General features: G+C 68.7%; 18 protein-coding genes. 6 read left to right on the top strand and 12 right to left on the bottom strand.

All coding sequences use genetic code 11. From position 1 onward, the window contains the following. Nucleotides 1-4: 4 nt before the first annotated feature. Nucleotides 5-1,252, bottom strand: coding sequence for a helix-turn-helix domain-containing protein (locus tag D7D52_RS03495; protein WP_120735026.1), 1,248 nt, complete (start codon nucleotides 1,250-1,252; stop codon nucleotides 5-7). Between the two features lie 454 nt (nucleotides 1,253-1,706). Between D7D52_RS03495 and D7D52_RS03490 the strand changes: the two genes are divergently transcribed. Then, entirely contained in the window at nucleotides 1,707-1,907 is a 201-nt protein-coding gene (locus D7D52_RS03490; RefSeq protein WP_120735025.1) for a hypothetical protein, read from the top strand. 48 nt (nucleotides 1,908-1,955) lie between these two features. Here D7D52_RS03490 and D7D52_RS03485 read toward each other — a convergent pair whose 3' ends face one another. Together D7D52_RS03485 and D7D52_RS03480 are read right to left on the bottom strand one after the other, a co-directional pair. Beyond that, nucleotides 1,956-2,987 carry an aspartate-semialdehyde dehydrogenase gene (locus D7D52_RS03485; RefSeq protein WP_120735024.1) on the bottom strand — a complete coding sequence of 344 codons (1,032 nt, stop codon included), beginning with the start codon at nucleotides 2,985-2,987 and terminating at the stop codon, nucleotides 1,956-1,958. 4 nt (nucleotides 2,988-2,991) lie between these two features. Then, nucleotides 2,992-4,257 carry an aspartate kinase gene (locus D7D52_RS03480; protein WP_120735023.1) on the bottom strand — a complete coding sequence of 422 codons (1,266 nt, stop codon included), beginning with the start codon at nucleotides 4,255-4,257 and terminating at the stop codon, nucleotides 2,992-2,994. 174 nt (nucleotides 4,258-4,431) lie between these two features. On the opposite strand from D7D52_RS03480, the gene D7D52_RS03475 reads away from it, so the two are divergent. The 3 genes from D7D52_RS03475 to D7D52_RS03465 all read left to right on the top strand — a co-directional run bounded on the left by D7D52_RS03475 (nucleotide 4,432) and on the right by D7D52_RS03465 (nucleotide 6,655). Next, on the top strand, nucleotides 4,432-4,614 hold the full coding sequence (locus D7D52_RS03475; protein ID WP_120735022.1) for a DUF1918 domain-containing protein: 183 nt from the start codon (nucleotides 4,432-4,434) through the stop codon (nucleotides 4,612-4,614). A 182-nt stretch (nucleotides 4,615-4,796) separates the two neighbouring features. Continuing rightward, entirely contained in the window at nucleotides 4,797-5,381 is a 585-nt protein-coding gene (locus D7D52_RS03470; protein WP_120735021.1) for an SRPBCC family protein, read from the top strand. 65 nt (nucleotides 5,382-5,446) lie between these two features. Continuing rightward, nucleotides 5,447-6,655, top strand: coding sequence for a low temperature requirement protein A (locus D7D52_RS03465; protein WP_120735020.1), 1,209 nt, complete (start codon nucleotides 5,447-5,449; stop codon nucleotides 6,653-6,655). An 18-nt stretch (nucleotides 6,656-6,673) separates the two neighbouring features. On the opposite strand, the gene D7D52_RS03460 is transcribed toward D7D52_RS03465, so the two are convergent. The 8 genes from D7D52_RS03460 to D7D52_RS37530 form a co-directional block, all read right to left on the bottom strand. Continuing rightward, nucleotides 6,674-7,462 (bottom strand): ion transporter, encoded by a 789-nt coding sequence (locus D7D52_RS03460; protein ID WP_120735019.1) that lies wholly within the window; start codon nucleotides 7,460-7,462, stop codon nucleotides 6,674-6,676. Between the two features lie 75 nt (nucleotides 7,463-7,537). Further along, nucleotides 7,538-9,166, bottom strand: a complete 1,629-nt coding sequence (locus D7D52_RS03455) for a GMC oxidoreductase (RefSeq protein WP_120743766.1) — start codon at nucleotides 9,164-9,166, stop codon at nucleotides 7,538-7,540. A gap of 380 nt (nucleotides 9,167-9,546) precedes the next feature. Next, entirely contained in the window at nucleotides 9,547-10,257 is a 711-nt protein-coding gene (locus D7D52_RS03450; protein ID WP_120735018.1) for a type 1 glutamine amidotransferase, read from the bottom strand. Between the two features lie 70 nt (nucleotides 10,258-10,327). After that, a complete protein-coding gene (locus tag D7D52_RS03445) occupies nucleotides 10,328-11,572 on the bottom strand; it encodes a Mur ligase family protein (protein ID WP_120743765.1) in 1,245 nt (414 codons plus the stop codon). 111 nt (nucleotides 11,573-11,683) lie between these two features. Then, nucleotides 11,684-12,304 carry a pyridoxamine 5'-phosphate oxidase family protein gene (locus D7D52_RS03440; RefSeq protein ID WP_120735017.1) on the bottom strand — a complete coding sequence of 207 codons (621 nt, stop codon included), beginning with the start codon at nucleotides 12,302-12,304 and terminating at the stop codon, nucleotides 11,684-11,686. Nucleotides 12,305-12,386: 82 nt separating this feature from the next. After that, on the bottom strand, nucleotides 12,387-14,153 hold the full coding sequence (locus D7D52_RS03435; protein WP_120735016.1) for a hydroxysqualene dehydroxylase: 1,767 nt from the start codon (nucleotides 14,151-14,153) through the stop codon (nucleotides 12,387-12,389). A 30-nt stretch (nucleotides 14,154-14,183) separates the two neighbouring features. Continuing rightward, the gene (locus D7D52_RS03430; RefSeq protein WP_120735015.1) at nucleotides 14,184-15,143 is read right to left on the bottom strand and encodes an EamA family transporter; all 960 of its coding nucleotides are present in this window, start codon (nucleotides 15,141-15,143) and stop codon (nucleotides 14,184-14,186) included. 158 nt (nucleotides 15,144-15,301) lie between these two features. After that, entirely contained in the window at nucleotides 15,302-15,529 is a 228-nt protein-coding gene (locus D7D52_RS37530) for a hypothetical protein (RefSeq protein WP_162958150.1), read from the bottom strand. Here D7D52_RS37530 and D7D52_RS03425 point away from each other — a divergent pair. Both D7D52_RS03425 and D7D52_RS03420 read left to right on the top strand, forming a co-directional pair. After that, entirely contained in the window at nucleotides 15,528-16,427 is a 900-nt protein-coding gene (locus D7D52_RS03425; protein WP_120743764.1) for a LysR family transcriptional regulator, read from the top strand. The genes D7D52_RS37530 and D7D52_RS03425 overlap by 2 nt on opposite strands. Nucleotides 16,428-16,492: 65 nt before the next feature. Continuing rightward, a complete protein-coding gene (locus D7D52_RS03420; protein ID WP_120735014.1) occupies nucleotides 16,493-17,482 on the top strand; it encodes an LLM class F420-dependent oxidoreductase in 990 nt (329 codons plus the stop codon). A 141-nt stretch (nucleotides 17,483-17,623) separates the two neighbouring features. Here D7D52_RS03420 and D7D52_RS03415 read toward each other — a convergent pair whose 3' ends face one another. Beyond that, a complete protein-coding gene (locus D7D52_RS03415) occupies nucleotides 17,624-19,420 on the bottom strand; it encodes a MinD/ParA family ATP-binding protein (protein WP_120735013.1) in 1,797 nt (598 codons plus the stop codon). Nucleotides 19,421-19,457: the final 37 nt, after the last annotated feature.

The raw sequence follows: 19,457 nt of genomic DNA, 5'->3' as shown, positions 1-19,457 counted from the left end.
ACCCCTACGGGGTGACCGCGGCGCGGCCCGCCAGCTCCCGTAGCTCGTCGGCCGGTCTGCGACCGGCGAACTGCAACAGATCTCGCACCACCTCGCGGGCGCGATGATCGGTGTGCACCAGTTCGGGTGTCAGCCGCTCGGCGGTGAGCAGCGCGTCCAAGGCCTCGCTCGCCTGCCGCCGCTGGGCGTGCGCGCGGGCGAGATCGACCAGGAAGCGGGCCTGCCGTTCCGGCGAGAGCACCGAAACGTCCACCGTCCGCGCGATATCGAGCGCCTCACCGGCATCACCCAGTTCGACGGCCACGGCCACCGCGTGCACGGCGACCCCGGTCGGCCCGAATTCGGTGTCGAAATCGTTGCGGCCCTCGCCCAACCGGTCCGCGGCGGTGCGAGCCGCCGACAGCCCGGCCCGCGCCGCCGTCCGATTGCCGTCGGTCGCGGCGATCACCGCCAGCATGAGCTGCAGTGATCCGTAGAGCGACAGCACTTCCGGCCGCGGCTGCTCGGATGCCGCCTGCGCGGCCAAGGCCGCCACCGACACCCGGGCGGCCTGCTCGGCCTGTTCCAGTCGTTGCAGGCGCAGGAAAGCCTGTGCCATGCGGTAGGTTCCGGCCACGACGCTCAGCGCGTCACCGGATTCCTCGGCCGCGGACAATGCGCGGTCGGCCGCGATCCATGCCGCGTCGACCTCCTCCTGGCGGGTGAACGCGGTCGCGGCCACCTGATAGGCGCGCGAGAGTTGGGTCAGCACTTCCGGCCGCTGGGTCGCGCTCGACCGGGCGGCGTGCTCGAGATCCGGGATCAGTTCCAGCAGACTGCTGCCCACGTCGACCAATCGCGACTCGTGTGCCAGCTGCCAGACCAGATCCACGCGCTCCTGCAGCTCCTCGAGCTTGACCGCCGCGTCCCTCGCGAGGCTGCGATCGGTCTCGTCCCCGAACAGCTGATCCAGTGCGGGATGTCCGGTGAGCAGCAGCCGCAGCCGCTCGAAAACCGCCGCCCCGGGCCGATGCCCGTCACCGCGGTCGGCGGCCATCGGTTCGGCGGCCTCGGGTCTCAGGTCACGTACCGCCACGCCGAGCACATCCGCCAGTCTTTGCAGAACGGACAGTCGCTCAACAGGAAGCACATCTCGCTCGACCTGTGACACCCAGCTTTCCGAGCGCCGAATCGCCGCTCCCAACTCTTTCTGCGATAGTCCCCGCCGCCGGCGCAACTCCGCTACCCGTGCCCCAAGGGTACTTTCGGCCACCGGGTCAAACTCCTTCTGCCTGATCGGCTTTCCCGGCCGTCACCGCCCGCTTGTTTCGCCGATGTCTACCATGCCCTTCTCCTTCCGCCCTTTCCGTCCAGACGGGATCTGCCGACAAGGATTCCAGACCGGGCAGGCTTACGGCGCACAGTATGGAACATGGATTTTTCTTATTGCACCGCAATTTTTCTGTGTTTAACGTTTGAAGAGGACCCGTCGAACCAAACGGACGACAAGAGGTGGTCATGCCCGGCGAACTGTTCTTCTTCCTACTCGGAGCCGGAATCGGCGGCGCGGCAATGTGGTTCGCGGCGTGCGCCCTTGCGGCCACCAAGTATTCCTCCACTGCCGACGGGGCGACGGTGCAATCCATCACCGCGCGCCTCGAACGCGAGGGTATCCGGAACTCGCGGTCAAAGAAAGGTCACCCAGCGGCACATCGGGCCCAGGCAAGATGACCGCTCTGCCCGAAACCGAGGAAGTGCGCGTGCGGCTGCGCTTTCCCGGCGGAATGATCTTGGATTACCGCACCGAACGCACAATTGCCGAACGCGTCGCAGCGCATTTGCGACCGCATCGCATTGAAGTCACCATCGACGAGCTGCCGGACGACCGACTACGCCCCCTGCCGTGCGCCGAACTCTGGACAGATTGAAAACGGACCGCGCACTTTTTGTGCACGGTCCGTCACGGGTAAAACTGATCAGTTGTTCAAAAGAACTTCGGCGATCTGAATGGTGTTGAGCGCCGCGCCCTTTCGGAGATTGTCACCCGAGATGAACAACGCCAAGCCGCGGCCGTCCGGCACACCCGGATCCTGGCGGATGCGGCCGACCAGGGATTCGTCGATGCCGGCGGCGGCCAGCGGGGTGGGGACGTCGGTCAGCTTGACGCCCGGGGCCTTGGCCAGCAGTTCCTCGGCCCGCTCCACCGAAATCGGCTGCGCGAACTCGGCATTGATCGACAGCGAGTGGCCGGTGAAAACCGGGACGCGCACGCAGGTGCCGCTGACCAGCAGATCCGGCAGACCCAGGATCTTGCGGGATTCGTTGCGCAGCTTCTGATCCTCGTCGGTCTCGCCGCTGCCGTCGTCGACCAGCGAGCCCGCCAGCGGAATCACGTCGAAGGCGATGGGGGCCACGTACTTGTTCGGGGCCGGGAAATCCACCGCCGAACCGTCGTGCACCAGCTTCTCGGCGTCGCCGATGACCGCGCGCACCTGCGTGGCCAGCTCCTCCACGCCGGCCAGGCCGGAACCCGAAACCGCCTGGTAGCTGGACACGATCAGCCGCTGCAAACCGGCCTCGTCGTGCAGCACCTTGAGCACCGGCATGGCGGCCATGGTGGTGCAGTTGGGGTTGGCGATGATGCCCTTGACCAGGTTGCGGGTCGCCTCCGGGTTCACCTCGGAGACCACCAGCGGCACCTCGGGATCCTTGCGCCAGGCCGAGGAGTTGTCGATCACGGTGACACCGGCCGCGGCGAAACGCGGGGCCTGCACCCGGGACATGGTGGCGCCGGCCGAGAACAGCGCGATGTCCAGTCCGCTCGGGTCCGCGGTCTCGGTGTCCTCGACCACGATGTCCTTGCCGCGGAACGGCAGCGTCTTGCCCGCCGAGCGCGCGGACGCGAAGAAACGCACCTCGTCGGCCGGGAAGTCGCGCTCCTCCAGCAGCTTTCGCATGACGGCGCCGACCTGACCGGTCGCGCCGACGACGCCTACCCGTACACCCATGGCCCTATCGCCCCGTTCCGCCGTGCACCACGGCCAGCTCGTCGCCGCCCAGCTCGAAGGCCGAGTGCAGCACCTGCACGGCCTCGTCCAGGTCGGTGTCCTTGACCAGCACCGAGATTCGGATCTCCGAAGTCGAGATGAGGTCGATATTGATGCCGGCGTCCGCCAGCGACTCACAGAAGGTGGCGGTCACGCCCGGGTGCGACTTCATGCCCGCGCCGACCAGCGACACCTTGCCGATGTGGTCGTCGTAGACGACCTGGGAGAAGCCGATGTCGCCCTGCTGCTTGGTGAGCAGCTCGACCGCGCGCGGGCCCTCGAGCTTGGGCAGGGTGAAGGTGATGTCGGTCTTACCGGTGTCGATCTTGGAGATGTTCTGCAACACCATGTCGATATTGATCTCGGCATCGGCGACCGCGCGGAACACCTTGGCGGCGTAGCCCGGCTTGTCCGGAATGCCGACCACGGTCACCTTGGCCTCGCTGCGGTCGTGCGCGACGCCCGTGAGGATTGCTTGCTCCAAGGGGATGTCCTCCATCGATCCGGTAATCATGGTGCCCGTCTTGTCGGTGTACGAGGACCGCACATGAACGGGCACGTTGTAGCGGCGCGCGTACTCGACGCAACGCAGCATGAGAACTTTCGAGCCGCAGGCCGCCATCTCCAGCATCTCCTCGTAGGAGACGGAGTCGAGCTTCTGGGCGTCGGCCACGATGCGCGGGTCGGCGGAGAAGACGCCGTCCACATCGGTGTAGATCTCGCACACATCGGCATTGAGCGCCGCGGCCAGCGCGACCGCGGTGGTATCGGAACCGCCGCGACCCAGCGTGGTCACGTCCTTGCTGTCCTGACTCACGCCCTGGAAACCCGCGACCAGCACGATCGTGCCCTCGCCGAGCGCCTGCTGCACCCGACCCGGGGCCACGTCGATGATCTTGGCGTTGCCGTGCGTGCCGGTCGTGATGACACCGGCCTGCGAGCCGGTGAAGGAACGGGCCTCGGCGCCGAGGGAGTGAATGGCCATGGCCACCAACGCATTGGAGATGCGCTCCCCGGAGGTGAGCAGCATGTCCATCTCGCGGGCGGGCGCGGCGGGCGCCACCTGCTGGGCCAGATCGAGCAGTTCATCGGTGGTGTCGCCCATGGCCGAGCACACCACGACCACATCGTGGCCCTGCTTCTTGGTCTCGACGATCCGCTCCGCGACCCGACGGATGCGCTCGGCGGTGGCGACCGAGGATCCTCCGTACTTCTGGACGACAAGAGCCACGGCGGAAATCCTCCAAGATCGACAAACTGCTGCTACCGACCCACAAGAGTACCGGCCGAGGTCCCCGGGATTTCGTCCCACCTCCCAGGGCTGGGCGAACCGGCGGTTGAACAGGCGGCAAGCCGTCTTTCCGCTCTTGTGACGAGCATCACCCCGGGCGAATAATCAGCGGGCATGCGAGCAAGTGTCGGCGACCGTCTGATCGTCCATGGGCGCACCGTCGGACGCCCCGAGCACACCGCGGAAATAGTCGAGGTGCGCGGCGTGGACGGGGAACCGCCCTACGTGGTGCGCTTCCCCGACGGGCGCACCAGCCTGGTGTTCCCCGGGCCGGATTCGGAGGTGCGGCCCGGCTAGAAACGGCGTCCGCCACTGATATATCGCTGCCCGTTTCGGAACTGGTCGCGACCCCGCTGGATTCCCATGTCAGACAGGAAAAATCGGGACTACAAGACCGACCAGTCGGTAAGAAGCGGCCCGGGACGCAGTTGACTCCCCGAGCGACGCTGGTCACAATCGTGGCCGAGTGGAGGGTAGATATGCGCACGAAAACTGACCACAGGTTCGTCATCGACATCGATCCCGAACAGGTGATGGACGCGTTGCTCATGGTCGAGCAGATGCCCGACTGGTCACCCTCGCACCAGGATGTCCGGGTCGCCACCCGCGACGAATTCGGCCGCCCGCGGCGCGCTTACGTATCGGCCAGCCTGATGGGACGCCCCGATCGGCAGGTCGTCGAGTACACCTGCACCGATAGCCGGGTGGAATGGAAGGTCACCGAATCCAGCGCCGGCGCCGGCGGCAAGGGCTGGTTCGACCTCGCCGAAACCGAGGACGGCGCCACCGAGGTCTGGTACCACTCCGAGCTGTACCTGCCGATCCCGGCGCCCGGCATGATCCTCAAGCGCAGCGCCCGCCGCGAGGGCGACGTCATGATCACCAACTTCATCGCCTTCGTCGAATCCGTCACCGGGGTCGAAGGTCTCGGGGACGCCGAAGAGGCGCAGTACACCGAGCCGGCCGCCGGCTACGAGGGCGACTACTCGAGTTACGTGCAGCCGGGCTACGCGCAGCGCATCGACTACGGCCGCAAATTCGAGCCGGGATTCGGCACCGCGTGATGCTCGTGGCGAACACTCGCCGCTGACACTGCCTTTCGGAGCGCAGACCAGGCAGTATGTCCTGCATGCCCGGTCCCGCACACCCCCGCATGGCGCCGGTCGCCGAGAACGCCTCGGTGACCCAGCTGGAACTGTTCTTCGACCTGGTGATCGTCTTCGCCTTCACCATGGTCACCGACTTCGCCGCGCACGAGACCACCGCGGTCAATCTGCTACGCGCCCTGCTGATCCTGGCCATGCTGTGGTGGGCCTGGATCGGCTACTCCTGGCTCGGCAACGTGGTCAAGGCCGACGAGGGGATCGGGCGGGTGGCCATGTTCGTGGCCATGGGCGCGGTATTCCTCATCGCGCTGACCATTCCCGAGTCCTTCCACGATCTGCCCGGCGGCTGGTACGGGCCGCTGGTGTTCGTCATCGCCTATCTGGTGGTGCGGTTCGTTCACCTGAGCGTGTTCTGGCTGGCGAGCGCGCACGACGCGCAGCTGCGGCGGCAGGTGATCCGCTGGGCGGCAGGCTCGCTCAGCGTGGCGAGCGTGCTGCTGGTGACGGGCGCGCTCGCGCACACCACGCTGCAGCTGGGGCTGTGGCTGGCCGCGCTGGTGTGGGACATGGGCTGGACGTTCTTCGCGGGCAACGAATGGCGGCTGTACTCGGCCTCGCATTTCGCCGAACGGTACGGGCTGATCGTGATCATCGCGCTGGGCGAATCCATCGTGTCCATCGGCGTCGGTGTAGCGGGACTGCCGATCTCGTGGTCGATCGCGGTCGGCTCGCTGCTCGGTCTGGCGGTGGCGGGGCTGCTGTGGTGGGCGTACTTCGATGTGGCCGCACTGGTGGTGGAGCACGCCATGCACGAAGCCGGCGGGGAGCGGCGCATTCAGATCGCCCGCAACTGCTACACCTTCTGGCACTTCCCGATGATCGCCGGAATCGTGGCCATGGCACTGGGTTTGAAGAAGGTGCTCAGCTATGTCGGTGGGGCGCAAGGTCATTCGCTCAGCGACGAGCTGCACGGGATTCCGCTGTTCGCTCTCTACGGCGGCGTGATCGCGTATCTGGTGGCGCTGGCCGGATTCCGGCACTACGCGACCGGCAAGGTGCTGGTGCCGCGGCTGGTGGCCTCGGTCCTGCTGCTGGCATCGATTCCGGTGGCCACGAATCTGCCCGCACTGGCCGCGCTCGGCGTGCTGTGCGCGGTGCTGCTGGCGGTCATCGTGTTCGAGGTGGTCCGGTATGCCCAGCCGCGCGATCTGATCCGGCACGGGCAGCTGTAGGGACCCGCACGGGCCCGTTCAGGGGCGCTGCACGAGCCGGTGGTCGATGGACTCCGGGACGTGCACGCCCTGGCGGACCGCCTCGCGCATCTGATTCACGTTCTCGCGCAGCACATCCGCGACCAGTTCGTCGGTGCGGGGATCGGCCAGCACCTGGAACACCACGCGGAAACTGGCGTCGGCGATGCCGCGAATGATGTCCTCGTGGAACGGGAGATAGCGCACCCGGCCCAATTGCGGGTCCTGGCGGATGATTTCGAGGATCATCCGATCGATCTCGGAGCGGTTCTCCTCGAGCGCGCCCGCGATATTGCGGGTGTACTGGCCGGTGCGCAACACCTGGGCGACCTCCTCCAGCACCGCCATGGTGACCGGCCGCTTGACCGCGTCGACGATCGCGCCGATCGAACGGTTCACCACGGCGGCGGTGATCCGGTCGCCGAAGGCGCGGTCAGCTACTCGGCCCAGCCGCACCGCGATCACCACGATGCGCAGTAGCCGGAAGCCGCGGAAGAAGGGGCTGGTCACCGGGATCATGCCCAACACCTCGTACCAGTAGACGAACGGGAACGTCCAGCTCCAGCCCTCACGCCGCCAACGCCACAGGAATTCGGCGAGGAAGACGCCGCAGATCGTGTAGTCGACGACCCGGATGGTCCGGTAGGTGTGGGCCGCGACCGGGAAGAAAGTCACCCACGCCACCAAAACGACCGACACGATCGCCAAGGCGAGCATGACGAAGTCCATCCACAAGACCGGAGGCTTGTTCGGAAACTCCTCGGCCTCCGGTGCGACGGGCTCGATCACGGCGTCCCCTTCCTCATCGAACGGTCCCGCCAGCGTAGTCGGCGCAAACGACCCGGGAGGAGGCGTCGGCCGGAGCTAACGCCCAGCGCGGATGATCGCTTCGATATTGCGTTCGGCCACAGCGGTAATGGTGAGCGACGGGTTGACGGTGGCGGTGCTGCCCGGGATGGCCGCGCCGTCCATGACGTACAGGCCCGGGTGGCCGGCGACGCGGCCGTAACCGTCGGTGGCCTGCCCGAGCACCGCGCCGCCGAGCGGGTGCGCGGTGAAAGCGCCCTGCGCGTCGTAGCCGATCGGCGTGTAATCCATCATCGAGCCGCCCGCCTGCGCGATGCGGTGATCGACCGTGCGGCAGGCGGCCACCACCGCGTCCTGTGCCGCGCGCGGCCAGCTCAGCCCGACCCCGTTGCTCGCGCGGTCGTAGCCGAAGCGGGCCCGGGTCGGGTCCAGCACGATGCCCAGTGAGGCGACCGCACCGGTGTCGACGGGAATGCCTGGCACATACCAGCTTTCGAGGTGCAGCGGCATGCCCGACTCGTCGAGGATGCGGCTGGCGCTGGGCACGCCGCCACCGGTCGCGGACGGGGAGCTGATGCTGCGGGCCAGCACCACATCGCCATTGGTGCCCCAGCCGTCGCCGATGTGCTCGTTGAGATTCGGGAGGGCGCCGGTGGCCTGTGCGCGCACCAGCAGTTCGGAGGTGCCGACCGAGCCCGCGCCCAGGAACAGGCGATCGCAGGTGAGAGTGCGGGTACCGAGCACCTGGCCGGTGGGGGCCAGCTTGGTCACCGCGACCACGTACTTGCCGGAGCCGTCCTGGCCGATGGAATCGACGCGGTGGCCGGGGAAGATGGCCGACTTGCCAGTGCCCTCGGCATAGCGCAGGTAGTTCTGGTTCAGATCGAACTTGGCGCCGTTGGAGTTTCCGAGACTGCTGCGCGCGGCCGTCGCCGACGGACGGCTGGCGCCCGCCAGTTCGGAGCGGATCACATCCCAGTTGAAGATCGAATCATTGGCCTGCGGTTCGTATCCCGCGGCGCGCACCTGCTGATCCCAGATGCGGGAGTGGGTGAAGGGCGCGGAGTTGTAGACGTCCGCCGGCATGGTGGACAGCCGCAGCATCTGCCGGACCCGCGGGTAGTAGACCGAATCCAGTTCGTCGTAGTTCACCACGCCCTGGAACACCTGGTCGAACAGGTGCTTCGGGGGCGCGACCATGGCGCCGGTGAAGACGATCGAGCCGCCGCCGACGGCCGCGGCCCGCCACACGTCGATGCCCGGGTACTCGGTGACATCCAGCACGCCACCGAAATCCGCGCATGGCATCGGCACCTTGGTGACGCCGGTGAAGCTGGTGCGGTGCCAGAAGCCGCGGCCGTCGGGCAGATCGTCGCCGGTGAAGATCTCCCGCCACGGGTCGTTGGGCCAGCGGGAGCCGCGTTCGAGCACCGTGTTCCGCACGCCCGCCTCGGCCAGCCGCAGCGCCGTGACCGCCGCGCCGAAACCGGAGCCGATGACGATGGCCTCGCTGTGTTCCGGCGGATCCGGTAGCGGCGCGAAGATTTCCGGCACCCATGCCTGGAACAGCGCGTTCCACAGCGGATTGGCGGACGCGGGGCCGGCGCCGCGGCTGGCGGCACCCGTCCCGACACCCGCCAGCAGAGCCGCCATCCCGGCAGCCTTGAGCACGGCGCGTCTACGCAACCGGCCACCTCCCTCATCACGCATGGCCGCGCGCGACACTACCGGTCCCCGATCGCCCCCTCAACACCTTCGTGAGAGACCACAACTCTCGTAGCTCTCAGGGGCTTCCCCTGAAACCCCTTTCACCCCCAGCCGGCTTCGCCTGAGCCCCTTCACCACCCGGCCGGCTTCGCCTGAGCCCCTTCACCACCCGGCCGGCTTCGCCTGAGCCCCTTCACCACCCGGCCGGCTTCGCCTGAGCCCTTTCACCACCGGGCCGGCTTCGCCTGAGGCCCTTCAACCACCCAGCGGCAGCGATCGGCTGAACTCACACCACATGGCGGCGGCTGTCGCATGGAGCTCACGGCTTTGCGGAGGCGGTGTTGCGACGGCGATGGGGTTCAGGCGCGGAGGCGTTCGCGGCGGAGTTGGTCGACTTCGGGGAGGTCGAGGGGGGGAAGGGAATTCAGGCCGAGGGCGCGGGCGAGGAGGTGGTCGGCGAGTTCGGGGTTGCGGGCCAGGGCGGGGCCGTGCATGTAGGTGCCGAGGACGGAGCCTTGGACTACGCCCTCGAGGCCGTCGCCGACGCCGTTGCCGACGCCCTTGGTGACGCGGGCCAGGGGTTTGGCGTCGCCGCCGAGTTTGGTTCCGCCGCGGTGGTTTTCGAAGCCGGTGAGGGGCTGGGTGAGGCCGGGGAGCAGGGGGTGGGTGGCGACCTCGCCGATGGCGCGCTTGTCCTGCGGGGAGGTGGTGACGTCGAAAAGGCCGACGCCGTCGACGCGTTCGCCCGAGGACGTCTCGTACCAGTGGCCGAGCACCTGGATCGCCGCGCAGATGGCCAGCACCGGCGCGCCGCGCCCGGCGGCCTCCTGCAGCCCGGGGTAGCGCTGCAGGTGCCGGGTCGCCAGGCGCTGCGCCGAATCCTCCGCGCCGCCCAGGGTGTAGACGTCCAGCGAGTTGGGAACCGGTTCGGTGAGCGGGATTTCGATGATCTCGGCGTCGTAGCCCCGCATGCGCGCGCGCTGCCGCAGCACGACGGCATTGCCGCCGTCGCCGTAGGTGCCCATGACGTCGGGCAGGACGAGGCCGATACGGACGGTCGATTCACTCATGCTGTCTCCTTGTGCGCGTGAGCGGAGCCCTGCGTGGTTACACTCCGCTGCCGCCTCCGGGCTTGACCGTTCACGCGCGGGACCCCGCCTCCAGATCGCGGTTCAGGTCACGGAACGCGGTGTAGTTGGCCAGCACTTCGACCCGGCCGGGCGGGCAGGAGGCGATGGCGCGCACGGGATCCGCGACGGTGATGTGCTCCACGCCGGCATAGGTCAGCCGCACCGCGAGATCGGTGGCGCGCTCGCCGGCGGCCACCACCTGGGTGCCCTCGAAGTGCTCGAAGCGCACATCCCACAGCCAGGACAGATCCTCGCCATCGGGCACCTGGCCGTTGACCGCGATCACCAGACCCGTTGCGTCCGGGTCGATCATGGACAGCGCCTCCTGCCAGCCGGCCGGGTTCTTGGCCAGCAGCATGCGGGTGCTGCGCCCGTTCACATCGATGCTGCGGTAGCGCCCCGCGATCTCGCGCACGGTGCCGGTGGCCGCGGCCGCCCGCGCCGGATCCGCGCCCAGCGCGACCGCGGCGGCCACCGCCTGCGCGGCGTTGCCGCGATTGGCGCGCCCCGGAAGGGCAAGGGAGAGCGGGACTTCCAGGCCGTCCGGCCCGTACAGGGTGTGCTCGTCGACCCGCCACTGCGGTTCGGGACGCCGGAAGTCGGCGCCGGTGCTGTACCAGTGCTCGCCCTCCCACACGATCGGTTCGCCGCTGCGCGGACAACTGGAGGCGTCCACCGACCAGCCGCTGCCGGCCGACACCCACACCACGTTCGGATGGTCGTAGGCGATGGAGGTCACCAGCACGTCGTCACAGTTGGCGATCAGCACGGCCGCGGGATGCCGGGCCATGCCCTCACGCAGGCGGCGCTCGATCATATTGATCTCGCCGACCCGGTCCAGCTGGTCGCGGGAAAGGTTCAGCAGCACTACGACCGACGGGTTGAGCGCGTCGGCCACATGCGGCAGATGCAGTTCGTCCACCTCGATGGCCGCCAGCGGCGCGGCGCGATGCGCGGTGAGCGCGGCCACGATGCCCGCGTCCATGTTCGCGCCGTCGGCCTGGGTGGCGACCTTGCCGGGTCCGCCCGCGCCGGGCAGCGTCTGCAGCGCCGCGGTCGTCATGCGGGTGGTGGTCGACTTGCCGTTGGTGCCGGTCACCAGCACCGTCCGCTTGCCACGACCCAGCTGACCCATCAGCGAGGGATCGATCTTCAGCGCGATCAGGCCGCCGATCATGGAGCCGTTGCCACGCCCGGCCCGCCGGGAGGCCCACGACGCCGCCGTCGCGGCCCGCAACGCCAGCTGTCCGCGCATCGAGATGTCTGCCACGACCGCGAGTTTATGGGGACCACAACCGTGATGCGCGGGCGGTATCGCCGGTCCGGGCGTGAGCTGCGCCGCATTCGGCTCCCAGGCGGACGCGGCTCAGCTCTTGTAGAGCAGCGACTCGTAGTGGTTGGCGTAGTAGTCCTCCAGCTGCTCCACGGTTTCGGTCGTCTGCGGCTGGAGTTCCTTCACCATGCGGGCGTGCGAGGGCATGTCGACGGCGGCCCACTTCTCCGGTTTCCACAGGTCGCTGCGCAGCATGGCCTTGGCGCAGTGGAAGAAGATCTGCTCGATCGCGATCTCGATGGCCAGGATCGGACGGTGGCCCTGCACCACCATGTCGTCGAAATACGGTGCGTCGCTCAGCAGCCGGGCGCGGCCGTTCACGCGCAGCGTCTCACCGCGGGTGGGGATCAGAAACAGCACGCCCACATGGGGATTGGACAGGATGTTGAGGTAGCCGTCCGCGCGGCGGTTGCCGGGACGCTCCGGGATGACGATGGTCGAGTCGTCGAGCACCTTCACGAAACCGGCCGGATCACCCTTCGGTGATGCGTCGCAATTCCCGTCCGCGTCACTGGTGGACAGCACGATGAACGGGGAGTTGGCGATCCACTGCCGATCGCGCGGATGCAGCGCGGTCCGTTCCTTGCTGACGGCGCGCGGGCCGGGCTCCCCCAGGAGTTCACGCAGCTGGGCCGGGTCGGTGATCTCGCTCATGACTCGATTCAACGCGCCCGGCACCCGTGCGCACCAGCGATTTTCACGCCGATGTGAGACATTGCCCGCCGAGGTGAAGACCTCAGGCGTCGAACATGTTCGGCTGCCCCGCCGCGTAGCGCGCGGTGTCCAGCTGGCGGAACGGCTCCAGTTCCACCGCCCGGTACAGCGTGAACAACTGGCAGCGCGCGGCATCCGAACCCGCGACGTCGAGAAGCTTGTTCACCGCCGTGCGCGCGGCCTCCGAGGCGCCCTCCATGGTCGCCAGATCCACATTGGTCCGCACGTAATCGCCTGCCAAAAAAAGGTTTTCGAGCGCGGCGTTATGGGCCTCCGGGCGCAAAGCCCACGAGCCCGCGGTATTGATCAGCAGCGGATCGGCATTCGAATTACGCTTTTGCCCCGCGTCCCACGCGACCCCGGAGTCCAGGAACCAGGAGTGCAGGTCGTCGTCGCGCAACAATTCGGCGCGGTCGTTCAGATGCGCCTTGAGCTGCGCCCACACCTCACGCGCGATCTCCTCGTGGGTGCACTCCTTGGCCGTCTTGCCGTACAGCATGCCGGGGGTGTTCCAGTCGGAGATGTCCACCGACAGGCAGTCCCGCACGGTGCCGTCGCCGAGCCCGGTGAGCGGCGTGCGGTTCCAGAACTGGCCCTGCGCGATCGAGGTCAGCGACCACGGCGAATCCACGTACGCCACATGCCCGCGCGCGATATCGGTGGCGCGGCGCAGGAAGAACTGGATACCGGTCATCCAGTCCACCGTCAGCTGGCTCATACCCGCCAGATCCGGTCGCAGCGACAGGATTTCGGGCGTCCACAGGGTGCGGGCCACCTCGACCGGCACCGCGCTCACGAAATAGTCGGCGCCGACCGTCTGAGCCGCGCCCGACGAATCCACCACGCGCGCACCGGAAATGCGGGACCCGTCCAGCTCCAGCCCCTTGACCTCGCCGCTGACGAAGGTGACGCCCAGATCCCGCAGCCGGTTCACCCATGGGTCGATCCACGCCTCGTTGGTGGCCCCGTTCAGCAACCGGTCCAGCGCACCGTCGTTGGCGACCTCGAGCGGATTGCCCAGGAACTGCTCGCCCATGGTGCCGATGGTGAGGGTGCTGGCCTTGTCCTCCCGCGCGGCCACCAGCAGCGTGGTCAGGGTGCGCGAGAGCAGCATGCGAAACTCGTTGGAGCGCTTGCCCGCACCCACGTAGTCGCGCCACGACATCTGATCCCACTGCCCGTACCGGCGGGCATCGCAGCTGGTGTTGAAGACCAGGAGCCGGTTGGCGAAGTAGAGGGCGTCCGCGGTGCCCATATTGGTGGAGGTCTCGATGGCCGAGCCGACGGTCTCCCGGAAGTCGTCCGGGGTGGACCAGATCTTGCCGAACCGGCCCATCGGAATGATGACGTCGTCGGCGTCCTTGCGCGAGAACCGCGCCTCCGGGGCCGCCACCAGGTTGTCCCACACACCGTTGGCGTTGCCCGCGAACGGGATTCGCCGCATGGTGTCGGGGATGTGCCGGTAGAAACCGGGGAAGAACCGGAAACCGTGCTCTCCCCACAGTTCCGGCCGCCCGTCCTTACCGGTGCCCGGCACCGCGATGCTGCGGGCCTTGCCGCCCAGCGCGCGCCGCTCGTAGACGGTCACCTCGAAGCCGCGCTCGGCCAGTTCGTGGGCCGCGGTCAGACCCGCGACACCACCGCCCAGCACCGCGACCCGACGTCCGGCGCCGGCCCGGGCCGCGGTCGGCGTGACGGCCCCCGCCGCCACCGCCCCCGCCATCGCCCCGGCCGCCACCGCTGAACGCAGCACCGTGCGCCGCGTGACGGACAAACGCTGTCCTGCCATACCCTGTACCTCCCACGCCTGGACCGCATCCTAGGGAGCTGTCGCAGACAGATGGTCGGTTGGGGTGGAAATTCTTGCGATCGGGGTGACCGCGAGGGGTGCGGGGACGATCCGGCGGCGGGCCGAGGTGGCCGTGAACGCGCCGGCGATGACGATGACCGCGCCGATCAGGGCCGTCGGCGACGGGGTCTCGCGCAGGAAGGCCCAGGACGCCGCGATGCCCACCACCGGGACGGTCAGCGACAGGGGGGCCACCGTGCTCGCCGGGTAACGGCTCATCAGAAACGTCCACAGGCCCGACCCGGCGATGGTGCCCAGCAGCACGATGTAGGCCAGCGCCGCGAAGGCCGGCCAGCCGGATGCGGAGAAGGAGCCGATCAGATCGTTCCAGCCGGTGGTCGGGCCCTCGGTCAGCGCGGAGAGCGCGAACATCGGGATGGGCGGCACCACAGCCATCCACAGGGTGAGGTGCAGTGGGTTCACACCCTCGGATTCCGCTGCGGCCAAACGTGATCCAATATTGCCGAACGCCCACCCCAGCCCGCCGGCCAAGGTCAGCAGCAAGGGCAGCAGCGCCGCGTGCTGCGAACGATCCCAGCCGATCACCCCCATGCCCAGCATCGCCACCGCGATACCCGCCAACTGCAGCCCCCGCAGCCGCTCCCGCAGGAAGATCGCACCGAGCAATACCGTGAAAGGCGCCGACGACTGCAAGACCAGTGAACTCAATCCGGTCGGCATGCCCGTCCGCATGGCCGTGAACAGGAACGCGAACTGCAAGATCCCGAACCCGACGCCGTAGAGCAGCAGCCACTTCCACGGCACCTTGGGCCGCGGCACGAAGATCAGCACCGGAATCGCGATCACGGCGAACCGCAGCCCCGCGAAGAAGAACGGCGGGAAGTGTTCCAGCCCCACGTGAATGGCCAGAAAGTTCAGGCCCCACAACACCACGACGGTGAGCCCGAGCAGTCGATCGCGATTGGTCATACCGAAAATCCTGCGGCCACCGATAGGTAAGCACAATCGAATAATTCTGCACCGACAATGTAGTAGAACTTAACCGTGCCCCACCCCGATCCACCCCGCGCAGTCCCACCCCCACGCCGCGTCGCCCGCAACACCCCGGCCGGACCCGAGGCCGCGGGTCATCCTGCCACCCCGCCCGCCCCCACCACCCGGGCCGACGCCCCGGCCACCCGAGCCGACGCAGCCACTCCCCGAGCCGACGCAGCCACTCCCCGAGCCGACGCCCCCACTCCCCGGGCCCGGCGGGCCGGGTCGCCGGCCAGGGCCAGGCGGGTGGAGTCCAGCCCGGTGACCGAGGGCGACCACTCCGGGAGTTCCGGCGCGAACCGCCCCGAGGGGCCGCTCATGTCGATCGAAAGGCTGCGGGTGCTGCGGGAATTGGCGGATCGCGGGACGGTTGCCGCAGTGGCGGAGGCATTGTCGATGACGCCGTCGGCGGTGTCGCAGCAGTTGAAGGTGCTGGCGCGGGAGGCCGGAGTGGCGCTGCTCGAACCGGATGGGCGGAGAGTGCGGCTGACCGATGCGGGGCGGGCGCTGGTGGTGCGGGCCGACGAGGTGCTCGAGGCGATGGAACGCGCGGTCAACGAGATGGCGGAGTATCGCGGATCGCCGCGGGGGCGGGTGCGGGTGGCGCTGTTTCCCTCCGGCGCGGCGCTGCTGCTGCCGCACGTGCTGGCGGAGCTGGCCGACAGTGGGGTGGAGATGGTGGCGCGCGACGAGGACGTGCCGCCCAACGAGGTGCCGCGTTTGCTGGCCGATTACGACGTGGTGTTGACGCATCGAGACGAGCGCGCGCCGTCGCTGAGCGGACCGCGCGTGGCGTCGCGGGTGCTCATGCGCGAGCCGATCGACGTGGTGGTGGCCCCCGGCCATCGGCTGGCCCGCCAGGGCGCGGTGGTGCCGGCCGAGCTGTCGGACGAGACGTGGATCAGCGTGCGCACCGGGTTCCCGGTAGACGACGTGCTGCGCTCGATCGCCACCGTCACCGGCGTCCAGCCGCGAATCGCGCAGCGGCTCAACGAATTCGGTGTGATCGAGGCACTGGTCGCCACCGGCTACGGGGTGGCGCTCATGCCCCGCTACGCGGTCCGCCACCCCGAAATGGTGATGCTCCGGCTGGCCGGCGTCCGCGCCGCCCGCGTCTACGATCTGGCCACCCGCCCGCACGCCGCCAAGCGCCCCGCCGTGGCCATCGTCATCGCCGCCTTCCAGGCCGCCGCCCGCCGCGCGACCGGAGCCGAATAGGCCCGCGGTGAACACTCGGCGCGATGGGTTGACTTGGAGTGCACTCCAGGTTCTAGCGTGGCGGCATGAGCATTCGACTCGGGTATCAGATGCCGAACTTCAGCTACGGGGTCGCGCCGCGGGATCTCTTCCCGGCGGTGGTGGCGCAGGCGCGTGAGGCGGAGGCGGCGGGCTTCGACGCGGCCTTCGTGATGGATCACTTCTACCAGTTGCCGCTGCTGGGCGCGCCCGAGGAGCCGATGCTCGAGGCGTACACCGCGCTGTCCGGCCTGGCCGCCTCGACCGAGCGAATCCAGTTGTCCGCCTTGGTGACCGGCAACACCTACCGCAATCCGGCGCTGACCGCCAAGACCGTCACCACGCTGGACGTGGTGAGCCGCGGCCGGGCCGTGCTCGGCATCGGCGCGGGCTGGTTCGAACTCGAGCATCAGGCGTACGGATTCGACTTCGGCACCTTCACCGAGCGGTTCGAGAAGCTCGAGGAGGCGCTCGAGATCATCACGCCGATGCTGCGCGGGCAGCACTCCACCTTCGACGGCAAGTGGTATCACACCGAGAACGCCATGAACGAGCCGCGCGTGCGCGACGACCTGCCGATCCTGCTCGGCGGCGGCGGCGAGAAGAAGACCTTCGGCCTGGCCGCGCGGTTCGCCGATCACCTCAACATCATCTGCAATGCCTCGGAACTGCCGCGCAAGCTCGACGCGCTGCACGCCCGGCTGGACGAGGCGGGCCGCGACCCCAAGACCCTCGAGACCAGCTTCCTGGCCTTCGTCATCGTCGACGAGGACGGCGACCGCGCCCGCAAGACCCAGGCCGAGCTGCTGGGCCGGATGGGCATCAGCGACCTGAGCGCGCTGCCGGTCGAGCAGCTGCGCCAGACCCCGGCCGACCGCCAATTCGTCGGCACCCCGGACGAAGTCGCCGAGCAGATCCAGACCCGGGTGCTGGATCACGGCATCGACGGCATCATCGTCAACCTGGTCACCAACGGGCACGAGGAGGGCACCGTGGAACTCGCCGGCCGCGCCCTCGCGCCCCTGGTCCACGCCTGACGCTGCGGTTCCACGCCCGGCCCGACAATGGCCCTCGATTCGATCGAATCGAGGGCCACCCTTGTCATTCCGGCGTGCTTTTGGCCGGAATCTACTCACACAGCGTGGATCCCGGCCAAAAGCACGCCGGGATGACGAACGCTAGTGCTGCGGCGGGAACCCGCCTTGGGGCTGCTGAGGGTAGCCACCCTGGGGCTGCTGGAATTCACCCTGCTGCGGCGGCATCGGCTGCTGGTATCCGCCCTGCTGCTGCGGCGGGAAGCCTTGGGCGGCAGCGTGATAGCCGAAATCGTCGGCCACCATGGCGGCCAGCTCCAGCAGCGCGCGGCGGGTGGGCTTGCCGACCAGTTCCAAGTCGATCTCCGCGCCCTCGGCCAGATGATCGTCGAACGGCACCACCTGCACCGCGCGGGTGCGGTCGAGGAACAGCTTGCGCAGCTGATCCAGATCCACCGTGGACGAGCCCTTACGAGAAGCGTTGACCACCACCACGGTTCGCTCCACCAGCTTGTGGTAGCCGTGGTGATCGAGCCAGTCCAGCGTGGCCGAGGCGCTGCGCGCGCCGTCGATGGCCGGGGAGGTGACCAGCACCAGCGAGCTCGCCATATCCAGCACGCCGGACATGGCCGAGTGCATCAGGCCGGTGCCGCAGTCGGTGAGGATGATGTTGTAGAACTGCTGCAGGATGCCGATCGCCTTGCGGTAGTCCGCCTCGGAGAACGCCTCCGACACCGCCGGATCCTGTTCGGAGGCAAGCACTTCCAGTCGGCTCGGGGCCTGCGAGGTGTGCGCCCGCACATCGGAGTACCGGGTGATGTGCCCGTCCTCCAACAGGTTTCGCACCGTGGAGCGGGTCTGGCGCGGCACCCGGTGTGCCAGCGTCCCGAGGTCCGGGTTCGCGTCGATGGCGATCACCCGGTCACCGCGCAGCGAGGCGAAGGTGGAGCCGAGACCGACCGTGGTGGTGGTCTTTCCGACGCCGCCCTTGAGCGACAGGATGGCGATCCGGTAGTCCCCGCGCACCGGCTGATTCACCCGGTCCACCAGCTGCCGATACACCACATCCGCGGCCGACTCGCCCGGATTGATGGCGCCGCCGGACGCCTTGTGCACGGCGCGCCGCCAGCCGCTGCGCGGTGCGCGGCGGGCCCGCTTCAACAGGTTCAGATCGTTGACCGAATGCCCGGGCGGCAGCTGCTGCCCGAATCCCGGCTGCCCGAAACCGCCCTGCTGCGGCGGAAAACCCTGCTGCGGCTGCGGATTCCAGCCGGGCTGGAATCCGACCTGCGGATGCGGCTGGGAGTGCTGCGGCGGCGCGGCCGGCGGCGGCGACCAGCTGTAGATCGGCCCGCCCGGCTGATCGTTGGACGGCGCGAACTGACCCGGCTGTCCCGGCGGGCCGAAATGCCCTGGCTCAGCGGGCTTTTCGCCCTCACCCGGGGCGGGGTGCTCCGAGAACACCCGGCGCACCATGCCGTCGCTGCCGATCTCCTGACGGAACTCGCCGTACGGCGCGTGGTCGGCCACCTCACCCAGCGGCGCACCGGGATGCGGCGGCGGGGCGAACTGCCCGGCGTCCGGCGGCGGGAAACCACCGTTGTGGAAACCCGGCTGTCCGTACGGCCCAGGGCCGTTGGGCGCGAACGGATTGGGCCCGTCGGGTCCACCCGGGCCCGGGAACGGCGCCCCGGGCGCGAACGGATTCGGCCCGCCGGGCGCGGCGAACGGATTGGGTCCCGGGCCGGGACCGCCGGCCAGGTGCACGGTGTGGTCGATCGAGTCCGGTACCGGCGGGAAGAACCCGGCCACCTGATCCTCGGAATCGGCCCCGGACTCCTTCACCTCGGCGGGCTCGGCCGGTTCGGCCGCGCGGACGGCGTCGTCGACGTCCTCGGCCTCGGCAGGCTTCGAGGTCGAATTCTGATCTTTCGTGGTCACGTGTCCCCCATCTGCTCGACGGCTCGAACAGAGAGCT

This window comes from Nocardia yunnanensis (assembly GCF_003626895.1).
GTDB classification, from domain to species: domain Bacteria; phylum Actinomycetota; class Actinomycetes; order Mycobacteriales; family Mycobacteriaceae; genus Nocardia; species Nocardia yunnanensis.
Note: the sequence above shows the minus strand (reverse complement) of the source record. Positions and strands in the feature narration are given on the sequence as shown.

Excerpts from the sequence above, each read along its gene's own strand:
- D7D52_RS03465 (WP_120735020.1), top strand. The coding sequence starts at position 5,447 with ATGCCCGGTCCCGCACACCCCCGCATGGCGCCGGTCGCCGAGAACGCC.
- D7D52_RS03435 (WP_120735016.1), bottom strand. The coding sequence starts at position 14,153 with ATGGCAGGACAGCGTTTGTCCGTCACGCGGCGCACGGTGCTGCGTTCA.
- D7D52_RS03420 (WP_120735014.1), top strand. The coding sequence starts at position 16,493 with ATGAGCATTCGACTCGGGTATCAGATGCCGAACTTCAGCTACGGGGTC.
- D7D52_RS03475 (WP_120735022.1), top strand. The coding sequence starts at position 4,432 with ATGCGAGCAAGTGTCGGCGACCGTCTGATCGTCCATGGGCGCACCGTC.
- D7D52_RS03425 (WP_120743764.1), top strand. The coding sequence starts at position 15,528 with ATGTCGATCGAAAGGCTGCGGGTGCTGCGGGAATTGGCGGATCGCGGG.
- D7D52_RS03490 (WP_120735025.1), top strand. The coding sequence starts at position 1,707 with ATGACCGCTCTGCCCGAAACCGAGGAAGTGCGCGTGCGGCTGCGCTTT.
- D7D52_RS03450 (WP_120735018.1), bottom strand. The coding sequence starts at position 10,257 with ATGAGTGAATCGACCGTCCGTATCGGCCTCGTCCTGCCCGACGTCATG.
- D7D52_RS03440 (WP_120735017.1), bottom strand. The coding sequence starts at position 12,304 with ATGAGCGAGATCACCGACCCGGCCCAGCTGCGTGAACTCCTGGGGGAG.
- D7D52_RS03445 (WP_120743765.1), bottom strand. The coding sequence starts at position 11,572 with ATGCGCGGACAGCTGGCGTTGCGGGCCGCGACGGCGGCGTCGTGGGCC.
- D7D52_RS37530 (WP_162958150.1), bottom strand. The coding sequence starts at position 15,529 with ATGAGCGGCCCCTCGGGGCGGTTCGCGCCGGAACTCCCGGAGTGGTCG.
- D7D52_RS03430 (WP_120735015.1), bottom strand. The coding sequence starts at position 15,143 with ATGACCAATCGCGATCGACTGCTCGGGCTCACCGTCGTGGTGTTGTGG.
- D7D52_RS03470 (WP_120735021.1), top strand. The coding sequence starts at position 4,797 with ATGCGCACGAAAACTGACCACAGGTTCGTCATCGACATCGATCCCGAA.
- D7D52_RS03485 (WP_120735024.1), bottom strand. The coding sequence starts at position 2,987 with ATGGGTGTACGGGTAGGCGTCGTCGGCGCGACCGGTCAGGTCGGCGCC.